The sequence below is a fragment of the Paraburkholderia adhaesiva genome, assembly GCF_021390575.1.
Lineage (GTDB): Bacteria > Pseudomonadota > Gammaproteobacteria > Burkholderiales > Burkholderiaceae > Paraburkholderia > Paraburkholderia adhaesiva.
The window spans coordinates 277,087-293,073 of sequence record NZ_JAJEJQ010000003.1 but is presented as its reverse complement, the minus strand read 5'-3'; the positions used below and the strand labels follow the sequence as shown (position 1 = coordinate 293,073).

Sequence of the window (15,987 nt, the reverse complement as noted above, 5' to 3'; positions counted from 1 at the left end):
AACCGAACGCATGAACCACTCCCTCCCGCACTTCGCCCCGCTCGCCGCCGTTCGCCGCGGCGCCGCACGCTTCGGCGATCCGCGCGTGCTGCCCATCGCCGTCACCGTGCTGTTGTTCGTCGCGCTGTTCGGCTTCGGGTCGGTGATGTACACCGGATTTTTCTCGTTGCAGGTATTGTTCGGATTACTTGTCGATAACGCTTTCCTGTTGATCGTCGCCATCGGCATGACGTTTGTGATCATTTCCGGCGGCATCGATCTTTCGGTGGGTGCGGTAGTCGCGCTCACCACGATTCTCTGCGCGGTCATGTCCGAGCGGTGGCACTGGCCCGTCGTCGTCATCGTGCCTGTGGTGCTCGCGTGCGGCGCGCTCTACGGCGCCGGCATGGGCGCGCTGATCCACTACTTCCGGCTCCAGCCGTTCATCATCACGCTCGCGGGGATGTTCCTCGCGCGCGGCACCTGCTTTCTCATCACCACGCAATCCATCCAGATCAACAGCGCGGATTTTCACGCGCTCTCGCAGTTCAACGTCACACTCGGCAGCGGATCGCTGAACACCGGTGCGTTGATCGCGCTCGCGATGCTCGCGGCAGGCATCGTCATCGCCCACTTCACGCGGTTTGGGCGCAACGTCTATGCGATCGGCGGCAACGAGCGCTCTGCGCTGCTCATGGGCTTGCCCGTCGCGCGCACGAAGATCGGCGTTTACGCGCTTTCGGGGTTCTGCTCCGCGCTCGGGGGCGTCGTGTTCACGCTGTATGTGCTCTCCGGATACGGGCTTCAGGCGCAAGGCATGGAACTCGACGCCATCGCCGCCACCGTGATCGGCGGCACGCTGCTCACGGGCGGCGTCGGTTACGTGATCGGATCAGTGTTCGGCGTGGGCATCCTCGGAACGATCCAGACGCTCATCACCTTCGACGGCACGCTCAGCTCATGGTGGACGCGTATCGTGATCGGCGCGCTGCTTTGTGCGTTCTGCCTGCTCCAGCGCGCCAGCGAACGGCACGCGGCGCGGCGCAAGTCGACCGGTACGGGCATGGGCGCGCCGATGAAGAAAGATACACACACGCAAACCACCGCGCCGCTCGATCAGGCGAAGCTTGCGGCAGCGCCGCCGCGGGCGTGAGGGGCATGGGACTGCAAGCGTGAAACGGCTTTACGCGGAGCAGTGGGGAGAAACACTTGCACTCTTGACGACGACGTGAAAACGACCAGTCTTCTGGCTGTTTTGACGACGTTAATCGCCCCGATTGGCCGCAAACAGAAGCGGCTACGTAACCGATTTCGAATCGGCTTTGCTTTGGTCTTCAATTTTTCTTCGCCCGATCAAAAGAAGATTGCTAGGCCAAAACAACAAGCTCACGGATTCAACCCAGACTTCAAAATTCGGTAAGTTCCGAGCGAGCAACGTCAGTTCCGCATTGGTAAGCAGGTTCAGATTTGCTTCGCTCGCGAAGAAGTTCATACCTAGCGATCGAAGGATGGCTCGAAACCAACGCTTTGGCAGCCAGTGAAGCAGAGGAATAACCGTATGGAACTCGACTGGAAACCATCGATTTGGGGTGGTGATAAAGAACCCCTTCCTGCTTACGCGAGCGCACTCCTCAATCATTTTGCGCTGGCTGTCAGCGTTGCCGACGTGCTCAAGTACCGCTGATGAATGCACAAAGTCCATGGATCGTTCTTCAAAAGGCAAGTTTGTTCCGTTGCCATTGATGAAACGAACTCCCGGAAATTTCTGTTCGAGAAACGACGCGTCGTCAATACCGAGTGCAGTCACACGATTCTTATGGGGATACCAGGCCTCGAAGTAATTCGACGACTCATAAGTCTCATCACTCGTCGCTCCAACATCGAGAATGAAGTCGTCTTGCGTCGGTTCAAAGCGCTGCAAAAACCGCACAAACATGCGCTTGCGCTGATACGTCGCCAGACGAACCGGCACGCTGTCTGGCGCCGCGACGTTGTATTGGCTATTCGGCGTCTTTCGAGGCATTTGCGAAGGCCCACCTGGAAGACAAAATAAAGCTGATAGAGGCCGCAAAGACCGTCGCCCCCGCAGAAATTACCATCGCCGATGCCCCCTGGAATCTGAGGGTGAATAAATGCACGATCATCATCGTGAGCAACAGCGAGATCAATTGAGCCACGGCGTATTTCGGAAGCGCAGTCGCGTGTGCTGCGGAACTCCTGAAAGTCCAACCGCGCTGCAGCAGGTACGTACCGCCGAATGTCACGACGTAGGCGACGCCACTTGCCACCCACGGTGCCATTCCGCCCGATCGCTGAAGCAAAAACGTTAGCCCAAGATAGCAGATAGCACTGGATACGCCGATTACAATAAAGCGCGACAGAGGATTGGCAAACAATCGCATTCTTCAGTTCGGTGCTGATTCGATCTCGAGAACTTCCGACAGGAAGGCAGTGAAAGCGATCTGGAGCCCAATTGCGATCGCGGCTCCGGACGTGACCAGGGTTCGGATCAGCGAGCCGTAGGGCAGTGCCCCAAGGTTGACACGGGCCCAGGAAAGCAAGCAAAAACCCACGCCGATTACTCCACCGAGAATTAGCACACCGGCGAGAAACAGCGCTCTTTCAAGCGTAAAGGCCGTAGTGAATCGTTTGAAAGTGTAGGTGTTGGACAAAAATCCGCGAAATGCCGCGTACCGCCGGGCGACGATCGCAAATGACATGCACTGGGTACCGATCAGCATCGTCATACAACCGGCGACAACGCTATGCACGTCTAGCGATACACCGGGAGCAACTTCAATCGGACCCGGCAGCGCTGCCAGGGTAACAAGCGAGCCAAATGCAAGGAAGATGAGACCGGGGTAAAAGAACAGCCACCTCGGACTGAAAATCAACAGGAAACGCAGGTGACGCCAACCGTCATGCCAGGTACGCAAATGGGGCGGCCGAGAACGGCCGTCTTTCGACAGCGTAGTTGGTACCTCGTCGATCGTATATCCGGACAGCGCCGCCCGCACGATCATCTCACTCGCAAACTCCATCCCTGTAGTGGTCAAGCCTAACGCGACGAATCGATCGCGGTTGAGGCCCCGCAAGCCGCAATGAAAGTCCCGCACGGGAATCGAGAAGAACAGTCTTCCTATGAAACTGAGTACCGGGTTTCCGAGGTATCTATGCAGCGGCGGCATCGCGCCTTCTGCAATTCCACCCCGAAACCTGTTTCCCATCACCAGGTCAACACCATCGCGAAGGCGCTCGATAAACGCGTCGAGTTCGGAAAAATCATAACTGTCATCCGAGTCGCCCATTATCACAAATTTCCCCTGAGCAGCCTTGATGCCGTGAAGCAAAGCGGCCCCATATCCGCGGCGCGGCACATGTACGACGCGTGCGCCATGCGCATGCGCTAGATCGACCGATCCGTCCTCGCTGCCGTTGTCAGCGATCAGGACTTCTCCGTCAATGCCGTTTCGCATCAAAAATGCCTTGGCTTTTTCAATGCACGTAGCTAGTGTCTCAATCTCATTCAGGCACGGCATTAAGATGGTCAGTTCCATTTAAGCCAACTTTTCTATCAATTTCCGCTATGTAGCGGATCTTTTTTGCAGAAAAGAATCACGTTTTGCCCGGTCATTGCGCGCGAGAACGCAAATTCTATATTTTTCGCATATTCAACCGTTATTACATTGGGATCGGAATTTGTATATTGTACGGGAGGTTTCGAATCGACGTATCTTGCGTCCCATATGTATCCCACTGAACTCCCAATACCCATGGCAACAAAAGGGATCGCGATGGCCAGCGTGCCGCCGAAGCCAGCACCAACCAAACCCAGAAAGCGCAGTGTGACTACGTTCCAGAACAACGGCAAATATAGCCAGTATCGGAGCTCGTGTGCTTGCGGCATCAGCGACGTGATCACCAGACTTGCAGCGAACATCCAGACAAGTATCTTTTGCTTCCTGTCGAGGCTTTTCCAGAATACGAATTGCGCAATGATCAGCGAGAGCGAGGCAATGACGTATGCTTGACCGAAACCACCAGTCCTCCCCACTCCGAACGTGCGCGCACTGTCTCCGGTTTCCATGGAGAGCGAGTACAGCGCGACAACGCCTCGCTTAACCCAATCGAATTCCGTCAAGGACGTCAGGAAATAGAATGCGCCAATGTGTGGGCCGTATTGCGGGCGAAGCGAATAGTCAGGCTCCGGACCTGCGAAAAGCACGTGCCCCGCTAGATTCACGGTCACCGGATAGAACGGATTGCCATGCGCTATTAGATTTCGGATCTCCCATGCATTGACGGAGATGACGGCAACGACGAGCCAGCCGAAGTAACCGGGCTTAAGCCGCCTCTGCACAGCGAGCGTCACAATGAGGAGCGCGAGAACAGCAGACACTACAAGCGTGGCCTGGAATTTTGTCGCTGACGCAAGAGCGAAGAGGACCACGAGTTGCAGCCAACTCGATGTCGTCAAGTCCTCTGGGCCGGCCACGATTTCCATTACGATGACCAATCCCCAGGCAATCAGGATTCCAGCGAATAAGTCATTGTTGGTCGCTACCGCATGAATGATCAGCAGCGGGCTCATACAGAAGGCAGCCAAAGTCAGCGTCGGAGACACCCCTAATCGACGCTGAACGGCAAAAACAAACCCGGCGAGTGCAATCATTTGCGGAATGACGACCGAATGAAAACTCCCCGTTATCTTCCACAATACGCCCTGCAAAAATTCGAATAACTTTGGGAACCCATAGTAGCGGTTCGCCATTGCCCAACATGGATGAAACGCACTTTCTCCACCGCCAATATTCAAGAGATACGACGAAAAAGGCAGGTGATATGCAAAACTGTCGTAGCTAACAACCGGGAAAACGAGAGCATAAGCTGACAGGCAACATATCAACAGCAAAGCGCAGGCGACGTCTAACCGGCGCAGGAATTTCGATTCGCAAGCAAGTGGCGCCATGGGGTGATGACTGTGATGGGTTATAGACTTACGGGGGGAACCCTGACAACCCGCTGTAGGCGCCCCAATAATACAGAAGACTGTCCTACCAGAATCGTCGAGATCGTCACCTGTGTGTGCTAGCGCTCGCGCCAGTCAGCAGTGCAGACTCGTCGTTTATCAATATCGTCACAGGCGATATCCATTCGGATTTCGAAGGAGGATCTTAACGTATATGCCAAGCGCCTCACTATGGGTTCACCTCCGCCGCCCGTGGCGTTGATCAGAAATACAACGGGCCTCAATCTTATGAGTTGCGGATAGAGGCAATGGACGATATCAAGGTTCTCGGGGGGCGGCCGTTCCCGAGAGGTTGAAACTCACGAGTTCACCAGGGTATCCGCATGCGAAGTACGCCCCCCGGAATAAGTTTCCCGAAAATATAGGTACGGAAACGCTTGACGCTTGATGAATGATTTGCTGCTTCGCAGCATCGGTCAACCGTGGATTCGGATACGCAATAAATAAATGTGTGCCAGACACCCCCGGCCTGCCTGACAATAGTCCGACTTATTACGGGTTTACATGTACTAGGTCCCGTCAAATCGCTGCATTACCATTTTTTAGGTACCGTCCCGGCACGGTCTCCACGTTCGACCCACGGCGTCCCGGTTTAAGGACGCCGCCGCGCCGCCCGGTGCTGTCGCGAATGTGCATGCCCCATCTCCACCAATACAAACGGAGGAAAAAATGGCGCAAGAACGGGATGAAGAGCAGGACCTATTACAGCAGGTAAAAGCGGGCCGTCGCGGCCTGTTGCAGGGTGCGGGACTCGGCGCCGCGCTCTCGCTGCTGGGCACGCTGGGTGCGGGCGCAGGCGGACTGATCTCGACGGCGCAGGCCGCCGAATCGGCATTCCCCAACCACAAGAAGTGGAAGATCGTGTTCGTGAACCACGTCACCACGAATCCGTTCTTTGTACCGACGCAATACGGCATTCAGGATTCGTGTTCGCTGCTGGGCATGGACTACCAGTGGACCGGTTCGGCTACGTCCGACGCGGGTGAAATGGTGCGCGCCGTCAACGCCGCCATCGCCGCGAAGGCCGACGCCATCGCTGTCCCGATCGTCGACCCCACCGCATTCGACAAACCGATCCAGGCCGCGCTCGACGCAGGCATTCCGGTGTTCGCATACAACGCCGACGCACCTCGCGGCAAGAGCAACCCGCGCCTCGCTTACATCGGGCAGGACCTGTATCTCTCGGGCTACCAGATGGGGCAGCGCATCGTGAGCCTCATCGACAGCGGCCTCGTCGGCCTCTTCATCGCAACGCCGGGCCAGTTGAACATTCAGCCGCGTCTCGACGGCGCGAGCGACGCAATCAAGAAGTCAGGCAAGAACATCCAGATCCAGACCGTGGCGACGGGCGCGACGGTCAACGAGGAGCTTTCGAAGATCAAGGCGTTCTACCTCGGCCACCAGGACCTGAAGGGCATGTTCGCCGTCGATGCGGGCAGCACGCAGGGCGTCGCTGAAGTGATGAAGGAAAACAACCTGCCTTCGAAGGGCGTACATGGCGGCGGCTTCGACCTGCTGCCGACTACCGTCCAGCTGATTCACGAAGGGTATCTCGACTTCACGATCGATCAGCAGCCTTACGTTCAGGGTTTCTACACGGTGATGCAGGCGTTCGTGACGCTTGCGTCGGGCGGTCTCGTGGGACCGGCGGACGTCAACACGGGTCTCAAGTTCGTGACGAAGGATACGGTCGAGCCGTACCTCAACACGTCGACGCGCTATGAAGGCAAGAGCACCAAGGCGCAGATCCTCCAGATGAGAGGCCCGATCAAGTAGTGATGAATACCGTAGACGATCCCCGCAAGGTCGGAGCCCCGGCGCGGAACGCGCGGCCGCGCGGGCTCCTGCTGGCCCATTGGTCCGCGGAATTGCGCATTCTGCTTGTTGCGGTACTGCTCGCCGCGTACTTCGAGTTCGCCAATCATGATTTTCTTCTGACGAATGCGAGTCTCGTCAACCTCTCGCAGTTCGTCGCGCCGGTCGCGATCATCGCGTTCGGCGAAATCATGCTCATGATTGGCGGCGACATCGATCTTTCAGCGGGCATGGTGTTCGCGTTCGCGCCGTTCATGATGGTGTTCGCCAACGACGCGGGCGCGCCCATGTGGCTCGCCCTGATCGCGGGACTCGCCGCGGCGGCGCTCGTCGGATTCGCGAACGGCGCGGTGACCGTGTGGCTGCGGCTGCCTTCGTTCGTGACGACGCTCGGCACGCTTTTTCTGATCAACGGGATCACGCTCACGGTTTCGCGCGGTACGCCAGTCGAGGCACCGGGGTCAACGGCATTCGCCAACGTCATGGGCGCGTGGGGCTACAGCGAAATACTCTGGACTTTCGGGCTCGCGTTCGCCATGCACGTCCTGTTGCGGCACACGCGCTGGGGGCTGCATACGCAGGCCGCGGGTGCGAACCCGCTAGGCGCGAGCGAAGCGGGTATTCATGTCAACCGGTTGCGGCTGGGCAACTTCATCATCGCCGCGATGCTCGCGGGCCTGACCGGCATCCTCGAAGGTTTTCGCATCACGTCCATCGATCCGCAAGCCGGCGGCAACCAGATCACATTCCTCGCAATCGCCGCTGCGGTGATCGGCGGCACGCCGCTCACGGGCGGCTCCGGCACGATCATCGGCGGGCTGATCGGCGCAGCAGTGCTCGGCATTCTCAACGACGGCTTCACGCTCATCGGCATCAACGCGTTCATGTTCAACATCATCCTCGGCGCCGCGATTCTCGCCGCGATGATCTTCAACATTCACGTCGGGCGTATCGGGCGCAGAGGGGGCCGATGATGGTCGAGCCGCGAACCGACGCCACCACATCTGCGAGCGCCGCTTCCGGCGCGCCGCTCGCGATGCGCGGCGAACAACTCGTCAAACGCTTCGGCGCTGTGACGGCGCTAGACGGCGTGTCGTTCACGCTCGGGCCAGGCGAGATTCTCGGCATCCTCGGCGACAACGGCGCGGGCAAGTCCACGCTGGTGAAGATCCTCACGGGGTTTCATCAGCAGACAGCCGGCACGCTCTACGTGAACGGTCAGGAGATGCTGCTGCGCTCAGTCGATCACGCGCGTTCGCTCGGCATCGAGTGCGTCTATCAGGACCTCGCGCTCGCGAATTCGCTGAGCATTTACCACAACATGTTCCTGAACCGCGAGATCGTGCGGCGCGGCCCGTTTCGCCTGCTCGATCACGGAAAGATGCGCGAGCGCGCGGCGCAGTGTCTCGACGACATCGGCGTGCATGTGCCGTCGGTCGATCTGCCCGTCGAGCGGCTTTCGGGCGGACAGCGCCAGGCGATCGCCGTGGCGCGCGCTGTCAACTCGGATGCCAGGATACTTTTGCTCGACGAACCGCTCGCGGCGATGGGCGCGCGCGAAGCCGCGCTTATCATCGACCTCGTTTTGCGCCTCAAGGAAAAGGGTGGGCTTTCCATTATTATGATCATGCACAACTACGCGCAGACTCTCGATATCGCCGACCGCATCATGCTGATGCAACGCGGCCGCGTGACGTTCGAGCAGCACAGCGCGCAAACCTCGGTGCCGGAACTGATGGACATCGTGCGGCGGGAGTACCGCGCGATGCGCGCGAACGAAACGAATTGACGACAAACGAGGGCGTACCCGACCGGATCGCCCCACCGCAAAAACATGGATTATCGCAATCTGCCGAACCGCAAGAGCATGCACGGCCGCATCGTGCAGGAACTGGGCATGCAAATCGTCAGCGGACGATTCGTGCCGGGGCAGCGACTGCCGCCGGAGCCCACGTTATGCGAGGCCTATGGTGTGAGCCGTCCGGTGTTGCGCGAGGCGACGCGCGTACTCGTGGCGAAAGGACTGGTGGTGTCCAAGCCACGCGTGGGAAGCGTCGTGCGCAAGCGCGAAGAATGGCACATGCTCGATCCCGATGTGCTCTACTGGACCGTCAACAGCATTCCCGAAGGCGAATTTTTTCAGGCGCTCATGACGGTGCGCCAGATCATCGAGCCCGCCGCCGCCGCACTCGCCGCGATTTCCGCCAGTGACGACGATGTCGCGCGCATCAGCGCTGCCTATGCGCGCATGGAGCGTGCGCGCACAGCGAGCGAACTGCTCGAGCCCGATCTGGAGTTCCACCGCGCGATCATGGCGGCCACGCACAACGACATGCTCGCTTATATCGGCAACATGCTCTCGCTCGCGCTCTCCGAGTCGATCAAACTCACGAGCCGCCATCCGAACACGCACGCCCTTTCGCTGCCACGGCATAAGGCCATACTCACCGCGATCGAGCATCGAGACGCGTTGGCTGCACGACAGGCGAGCGTCGTGCAGCTCGATAACGCGCGCGTCGATGCGAATTCGATTCTCGGTGGTGCAGCGCTCGCGCCGGAGCGGTAGATGGATGGTTGACGGGCGCGCCGGCTAGCGTAGAACGTATTCAATTCGCTCTACATCCGCCCATCCCATTCTCACCCGCGCTAGCGTCCAAACGGTTCAACCTCGACGTGCCGCCCAAGCAGAAACGCATCGGCGACGAGACGCAGCGGACGCACATCGACGTCCTCGGCACCATGCGCGATCAGCCAGTGAAATCGCTCGTAGAGCGCCGGATATTCGCGTTCGGGCGCGAGCGCAACGTCCTCGCCCGCGATCGAGAGGCGCTCGCCGCCTTCACTCAACGCCAGCAGTCCATCCGTCGTCTGAACGTCGATCTCCCATTGCTCGACGGGGCCATGTCGCCAGTCGAATTCCATGCGCACGCCGACACCATCGGTATCGATGCAGTCGAGTTCGGCAGCAATGGGCGTAAAGCAATCGGCGGGTACATGCAGGGTCGCACCGCGCAGCAGCACTTCGCGCGGCAGCATACGCGTGACGATGGAAAGCGCGTTGATACCGGGATCGAATACGCCCAGGCCGCCCGGCTCCCATATCCATTGCTGCCCCGGATGCCAGCGCCGCACATCCTCTTTCCAGCGAACGTGCACCGCGCTGATGGTCCGCGTCGCGAGCCATGCGCGCGCGGGCTCGACGGCGCTCGCGTAACGCGAGTGCCACGTCGCGAAAAGCGTGCGCCCTTGCGCGTGGGCCAGTTCGCGCAACGCTTCCACTTCAGTCACGCTCGCGCCCGGCGGCTTTTCCAGCATGACGTGCTTGCCCGCCAGCAGCGCGGAGCGCGCCTGCGCATAACGGACCTGCGGCGGCGCGCAGAGCGACACAGCGTCGAGTCCGGACACGTCGGCGAGCAGCGCATCGATATCGGTGAAATTGCGCACACCCTCAACCTGCGCGTTGCGACTCGCGCTCGCGACGAGCGCAAAGCCCGGATTCGCAGCGATGGCGGGCAGATGCTGGTCGCGTGCGATCTTGCCGACACCCGCAATGGCCAACGTATACGGCGATGCGTTCATCAGGATCTCCTGGTTGGTATTGGTTACACTTGAATCATCAATGCGCCCACCGCAGCACGAGCGGATCGAGACGGCGTGCAATGGCGATAAGTTCGGCGCGTGTATCGGGATGCATCGGTGGCAACGGATGGCGCGGCAATTCACACGCGATTACACCGCCCTCCTTCATCAGCGACTTCGTGGCAAGCAACCCCGCCTGGCGATTCTCGTGATTGATGAGCGGCAGCCAGCGCTGATAGAGCGCGAACGCCTCGTCGGTGCGGCCTTCGCGGTGCGCCACGATGATCGGACGGATACCGTCCGGGAAGCCGCCGCCCGTCATCGATCCGGTTGCGCCCGCATTGAGGTCCGCGAGCAGCGTGATGCCCTCTTCGCCGTCCCACGGGCCGGCCACGGCTTCCCCACCCAGGCGGATCAGTTCACGCAATTTGTTTGCCGCTCCCGGCGTTTCGATCTTGAAGTAGGCGACATGCTCGATGTCTTTCGCCATGCGCGCGAGAAACGAAGCAGAGAGCACCGTGCCCGCCGCGGGCGCATCCTGGATCATGATCGGAATGTCGATGGCATCGGAAACACGCGCGTAGAACTCATGGATCTGCGTTTCCGGGACGCGGAACGTCGCGCCGTGATAAGGCGGCATCAGCATCACCATCGACGCGCCCAGATCCTGCGCTCGCCGGCTGCGCACAGCGCTGACGTGCGAGCTGTAGTGCGTCGTGGTCACGATCACAGGCACACGGCCCGCGACATGTTCAAGCACGGTGCGCGTGATGAGGTCGCGTTCGTCGTCGGACAGCGAGAATTGCTCCGAGAAGTTCGCGAGTATGCACAGTCCGTCTGAGCCTGCGTCGATCATGAAATCGACCGCACGCTTCTGGCTTTCGAGATCCAGTTCGCCGGTTTCGGTGAACGTGGTTGGTACGACGGGAAAGATGCCCGCGTGGCGGGGTACACGGTTCGTGGTCGTCATCCTGTCTCCTGTCGGCCGCACTTAGTGCTTTAGCACTTAGTGCGGCCCCATGCAGAGCTGTCGGCCGCACCTGGTGCTTTAGCACTTAGTGCGGCCCTGCGCAAAGCTTCGATTTTTCGTCGTGCTCGCGCGGTGATCCCCGCTCATTGCGATCGGCGCGGCGCCGGCTACCCCGGCGTAACTCGCCGATCCCCGCAGGCACAAAACATCCACTTTGGCGCAATTGAGCGCCTTCCGATATCGAAATCGACATGGTATTAACCCCTAATACCGTCCGCGATAAGTGCCCCTCAACCACGCGCGCGAGTCCGAAGATGAGTCTGTTGCTCATCGACATCACAAAACTTCGCGGCTAAGCTCGATCCATCGCGCCTGTGCGCCACAAGCCGACAAGGACGGTGCTACGTCCATGAAAGCACGCGATTCGAACCTCTCCACGAAGACCGCGCCTTTTGCGTGGAGGCGCAACTTGACTGCCCGATGGCGCAAGACTCTGGGCGCATGGCTGCTTCTACTGGCATCGCTCATCCACGCATCACAAGCGCACGCGCAGCAGGAACCTCAGCCGTTGCGCGTCAGCACGTTCGTGATCGCGCCGTTCGTGATGCAGTCTCACGGTCAGCTCACCGGATTCTCCATCGACTTGTGGAACGAAATCGCTGCGCGTCTGCACATCCAGACGCACTACGACGTGGCACCTGACGTGAACGCACTATTCCAGACGCTGCGCGATGGTGACGACGATGTTGCTGTGTCCGGCCTCTTCTACAGCGTCGAACGCGATCGCGAATTCGACTTTTCGTATCCGATCATGGAATCGGGTCTGCGCGTGATGGTGCGCGACACGGGCGAAACCGCATCCGTCTTGCCGCTACGAAGATTCGGCGAATTGCTGATCTCGCGCACGACGCTGCTCTGGTTCGCCATGGCCGCACTGCTCACGCTGATTGCAGCGCATGTGGTGTGGTTCGTCGATTACTTGCAGGGCTATAAGTCCGGCAAGTCCACGCGCTACTTTCCGGGCATTTTCCGCGCGATCTATTGGGCGGCGTCCACGTTGTTCACGCAGGAAGACGAGCCTCGCCGTCGAGCGCTCTCGCGTGCGATAGCGTTGGTATGGATGTTCGTCGGTATCGTGTTCGTGGCGTCGTACACGGCGCAACTCACCTCGAAACTGACCGTCGAGCATATTCGTGGTTCGATCAACGGCCCCGACGACCTCGCGGGCTTGACCGTCGCCACAGTGGCCAGCGGTTCGGCGCTGCCGTGGCTTCGGAATCGCGACGTGCAGGTGCGCGAATACGCGAGCGACCATGCCGCCTTCGACGCGCTCCTCAAAGGCGACGTGGATGCGGTCGTGCTCGGCTCCGCAGGACTTGGGTACTTCGCGGCACACGAAGGCAAGGGCCGGGTGAAGCTCGTGGGCCCCAGCTTCAACGAGAACGACGTGGGCTTCGTCTTCCCGCTCAACAGCGCGCTGCTCAAACGCGTGAACGGCGCCCTCCTCGCAATGCGCGAAGACGGTACGTACCAGCGCATTTACGACAGATGGTTCGGAACGCGATAGCAGGCCGTTGTCACAGGCGCCGCGAAACCGGCCTATTGACGCTCGTCGCACAGATGTGCAACGCACCGCCAGAACATATGTTCGAAGGGCTGCCCGTCGAAGAATAGCGGCGTGGCTTGCCACAGCGCCGCGTTCTGTTGCCTTCCTTCCGGCGTTTTGCAGTCGGCGAGCGCCTGCTCAACCGACGCTACTGCACCTTCAAGACAACGTGGATCGCCACTCGAGCAGAGTCGTGACGCTTCTTGTTCACAGGCGGCAAGAGCGGGGCCGCTACTCATGAGCAATACGATTGCAAGCATATGAGGCATTGCTTTCGAATGCATAGCCGTTCCCCTTTGCTGCCTCCGATCAGGGAGCCAGCCTGCCGGTTGGTTTTGCGGCACTGACGAAGGGACAATAAAGTCATACGCTCCGGCGCTTCTTGCGCGGATCGCCGCACAACGATTTGCACTTCGCCAGTCGGCGGTCGGGCAACCCGAATGACGCGTGGCACCCGGAACCGTCACGCTGATAGTACGGCATCGATATCTGAATCAGTGTTGGCTCTCTCACGCCCCGGCGTAGCATGTCTTCGTTCTTTCGACTAGCCGTGATTCTCCACCCTTAACTTCGCGCGGCTGCTGCCGTTAAAACAATCATGGAACGAGGCGACGGGTCGAATGCGTCGCTCCCGCGCGCCACGGGCCATACCCTGTCCCATGTAACAGCAGTTGGGACCACACGCAGAGCCAACCTTGGGCGCCGGGACCCCTGTTTCCGGCGCTTTTTCTTGGCCCCTGCCGTATCGTTGCGCGACCCGCATAATGCAAAATGCGGGAGCAGGCTGCTGCCCGCTCCCGCATTACATGACTTCCGCCAGCTGCACACAGTCGGCCGAAACGTCCGCTTAGCTCATGTGCAAACCGCCGTTCAACGAGAAGTCGGCGCCGGTCGAGAAACCCGACTCCTCAGACGCGAGCCACGCACAGATCGACGCGATTTCATGCGGTTCGCCGAGACGACGCACCGGAATGCTCGCCACGATCTTCTCCAGCACTTCGGGCTTCACCGCGCGCACCATGTCCGTGCCGATATAGCCGGGCGAGACCGTGTTGACGGTCACACCCTTCGTCGCGACTTCCTGAGCGAGCGCCATCGTGAAGCCGTGAATGCCGGCCTTCGCGGTCGAGTAATTCGTCTGGCCGAACTGACCTTTCTGCCCGTTCACCGACGAAATGTTGATAACGCGTCCCCAGCCGCGCTCGACCATGCCGTCGATAACCTGCTTGGTGACGTTGAAGAGACTCGTGAGGTTGGTGTCAATGACTGCGACCCAGTCCTCATGCGTCATCTTGCGGAACACGACGTCGCGCGTGATGCCAGCGTTGTTGACCAGCACGTCGATTTCGCCGACTTCCTTCTTCACCTTCGCGAAAGCAGTAGCCGTCGATTCCCAGTCAGCCACATTGCCTTCCGACGCAACGAAGTCATAACCTGCCGCCTTCTGGTCCTCGATCCATTTCGCGCGACGCTGGGAATTCGGCCCGCAGCCGGCGATGACGGTAAAGCCGTCTTTGTGCAGCCGCTGGCAGATTGCGGTTCCAATGCCGCCCATTCCGCCGGTTACATAGGCAATGCGCTTCGCCATAACTCCTCCTTTCGTTTAGGGGTATAAGCAACTCGATAAAAGCTGCGGAGGGTGGGGTCAGTTTGAACACCACCCTCGCGCCATACGATGGGTATAAACCCGGATGCAGTAACGATGATTGACGGAATCGGTGCGTAATGCGCCGCTGACCAGCCGGGGCAGGCGCGCGCCGAGCGCCACCTTCACCTGATGCTTGCCGCCGCTGGGTATCGCGCCGCGCTAGACCAACGGCAGCAGCCGCAGCGACGCGTAGCCGAAATCTCAACCAGCGGGGAGCGTCTTGTGATCATGCCCGGCTGGGAGCTCGCCAACTGGATCGAAGTCGATTCAACCACTCTTGGGGCAGTGAGCACAGGCTCATGCATTTGAGGCGGGCGCAACGAGCGCCGCGTCCGAAGTCTCGTACGCAAGATCCGCGTGAATGCGGCACATCCGATTGATGGCGCCTCGGGTAAGAGGCAAGCCGGGCGGAAATCCCGGTGACACGCATGCACATAGTGCTGAACCCGGCACGATCTTCGGCAACGCAGACCAAAATTCGGACTCCATATAAAAAGGCACCCTGCGCAACAGCACGGCCGTTCGTCCACCTGCTATCAGCAGGTGACGTTAATAATCGTATCGCGGCTATGGTGACAGTTCTACGACAGGGGAATTCGTCATACGACAGCGTTACTCTTCATACGTAACGCATATTGCGATGTGTCACATGACAAGTAAAACACGGAGATGCCGAACCCGTCCAGACCGTTTGAAAAAAATACTCGTGATATGTATCAATTCGTTTCTGCAAACACGGAAATTACGATCTGGCACGGCCGTTCGTACACTTCGACAAATGAAACAATATTTCCGCTTGCATAGATGGCGAACAGTTAATCGAGCGTTAACATAACAGGCCATCACAGAGCGACGTCTCCGCTCAACATTTAGTTTTACGAATTAATCACAGCCGCGTCAAAACTTTCAATTTCGATCACGACTTCGATGGTTTTTCTCGTTCACCAAGACAGCATCCGATTAATCTGGATAGCCAGCGCGTAACGCGTCAACACCCCGAAGATCGGGCGAAATCACATTCGCATTTTCGAACGATCAGGCGTGGAGCGCACCGTTACCGAATCAGCTCCAATTTAAAATTGAAGTAAATAGATACTTATAGATTCGCTGCAAGACGCCCGAAGCCGTTGGCTTCATTCGCCGTCGGCAAAGTCGGGTCTATACGCCCGACCGCTTCAAGCAACTGACGGCCCGTCATCGTCAACGAGAGCCGCCGGTGACCGCCTTCGCGCTGCTCCAGTGCGATCAGTCTGCGTTCGAGCAGCGTGTGGAGTTCACTGCGATTCATGTCGATCTGTTCCGCCGAATGGCGGACCAGCATCAGCGTGGCAATTTCGTGTGGACTTAGCAAGACTTCGTCT

14 protein-coding genes are annotated in these 15,987 nt (G+C 59.2%); 6 read left to right on the top strand and 8 right to left on the bottom strand.

Annotated features, from left to right (window positions below):
* Window positions 1-10: 10 nt before the first annotated feature.
* Window positions 11-1,132 carry a galactofuranose ABC transporter, permease protein YjfF gene (gene yjfF / locus L0U80_RS25250; protein WP_233872284.1) on the top strand — a complete coding sequence of 374 codons (1,122 nt, stop codon included), beginning with the start codon at window positions 11-13 and terminating at the stop codon, window positions 1,130-1,132.
* A gap of 144 nt (window positions 1,133-1,276) precedes the next feature.
* Here the strand turns inward: yjfF and L0U80_RS25245 are convergent, their stop codons facing one another.
* The 4 genes from L0U80_RS25245 to L0U80_RS25230 are packed head-to-tail and all read right to left on the bottom strand — an operon-like array spanning window position 1,277 to window position 4,948.
* On the bottom strand, window positions 1,277-2,002 hold the full coding sequence (locus tag L0U80_RS25245; RefSeq protein WP_233872281.1) for a class I SAM-dependent methyltransferase: 726 nt from the start codon (window positions 2,000-2,002) through the stop codon (window positions 1,277-1,279).
* Window positions 1,980-2,381: a GtrA family protein gene (locus tag L0U80_RS25240; RefSeq protein ID WP_233872278.1), complete on the bottom strand. Its 402-nt coding sequence runs from the start codon at window positions 2,379-2,381 to the stop codon at window positions 1,980-1,982. The genes L0U80_RS25245 and L0U80_RS25240 overlap by 23 nt, the downstream gene beginning before the upstream one ends.
* A 3-nt stretch (window positions 2,382-2,384) precedes the next feature.
* A complete protein-coding gene (locus L0U80_RS25235) occupies window positions 2,385-3,536 on the bottom strand; it encodes a glycosyltransferase family 2 protein (RefSeq protein WP_233872275.1) in 1,152 nt (383 codons plus the stop codon).
* A 17-nt stretch (window positions 3,537-3,553) separates the two neighbouring features.
* The gene (locus L0U80_RS25230) at window positions 3,554-4,948 is read right to left on the bottom strand and encodes a hypothetical protein (protein WP_233872272.1); all 1,395 of its coding nucleotides are present in this window, start codon (window positions 4,946-4,948) and stop codon (window positions 3,554-3,556) included.
* Window positions 4,949-5,677: 729 nt separating this feature from the next.
* On the opposite strand from L0U80_RS25230, the gene L0U80_RS25225 reads away from it, so the two are divergent.
* The 4 genes from L0U80_RS25225 to L0U80_RS25210 are packed head-to-tail and all read left to right on the top strand — an operon-like array spanning window position 5,678 to window position 9,389.
* On the top strand, window positions 5,678-6,784 hold the full coding sequence (locus L0U80_RS25225; protein ID WP_233872269.1) for a sugar ABC transporter substrate-binding protein: 1,107 nt from the start codon (window positions 5,678-5,680) through the stop codon (window positions 6,782-6,784).
* Window positions 6,785-6,786: 2 nt separating this feature from the next.
* Window positions 6,787-7,797 (top strand): ABC transporter permease, encoded by a 1,011-nt coding sequence (locus tag L0U80_RS25220; RefSeq protein WP_233872266.1) that lies wholly within the window; start codon window positions 6,787-6,789, stop codon window positions 7,795-7,797.
* Entirely contained in the window at window positions 7,797-8,612 is an 816-nt protein-coding gene (locus L0U80_RS25215) for an ATP-binding cassette domain-containing protein (protein WP_233873835.1), read from the top strand. Before L0U80_RS25220 ends, L0U80_RS25215 begins: the two co-directional genes overlap by 1 nt.
* 45 nt (window positions 8,613-8,657) lie before the next feature.
* Complete coding sequence (locus L0U80_RS25210) at window positions 8,658-9,389, top strand: FadR/GntR family transcriptional regulator (RefSeq protein WP_233872263.1); 732 nt, start codon at window positions 8,658-8,660, stop codon at window positions 9,387-9,389.
* A gap of 80 nt (window positions 9,390-9,469) precedes the next feature.
* Here the strand turns inward: L0U80_RS25210 and L0U80_RS25205 are convergent, their stop codons facing one another.
* Complete coding sequence (locus L0U80_RS25205; protein WP_233872260.1) at window positions 9,470-10,402, bottom strand: Gfo/Idh/MocA family protein; 933 nt, start codon at window positions 10,400-10,402, stop codon at window positions 9,470-9,472.
* Window positions 10,403-10,439: 37 nt separating this feature from the next.
* The gene (locus L0U80_RS25200; RefSeq protein WP_233872257.1) at window positions 10,440-11,372 is read right to left on the bottom strand and encodes a dihydrodipicolinate synthase family protein; all 933 of its coding nucleotides are present in this window, start codon (window positions 11,370-11,372) and stop codon (window positions 10,440-10,442) included.
* A 469-nt stretch (window positions 11,373-11,841) separates the two neighbouring features.
* Here L0U80_RS25200 and L0U80_RS25195 point away from each other — a divergent pair, with 469 nt between their 5' ends.
* On the top strand, window positions 11,842-12,939 hold the full coding sequence (locus tag L0U80_RS25195; RefSeq protein ID WP_233872254.1) for a transporter substrate-binding domain-containing protein: 1,098 nt from the start codon (window positions 11,842-11,844) through the stop codon (window positions 12,937-12,939).
* 886 nt (window positions 12,940-13,825) lie between these two features.
* Here the strand turns inward: L0U80_RS25195 and L0U80_RS25190 are convergent.
* Together L0U80_RS25190 and L0U80_RS25185 are read right to left on the bottom strand one after the other, a co-directional pair.
* Window positions 13,826-14,566, bottom strand: a complete 741-nt coding sequence (locus L0U80_RS25190; protein ID WP_233872251.1) for a 3-ketoacyl-ACP reductase — start codon at window positions 14,564-14,566, stop codon at window positions 13,826-13,828.
* Between the two features lie 1,156 nt (window positions 14,567-15,722).
* Entirely contained in the window at window positions 15,723-15,977 is a 255-nt protein-coding gene (locus L0U80_RS25185) for a hypothetical protein (protein WP_233872248.1), read from the bottom strand.
* Window positions 15,978-15,987: the final 10 nt, after the last annotated feature.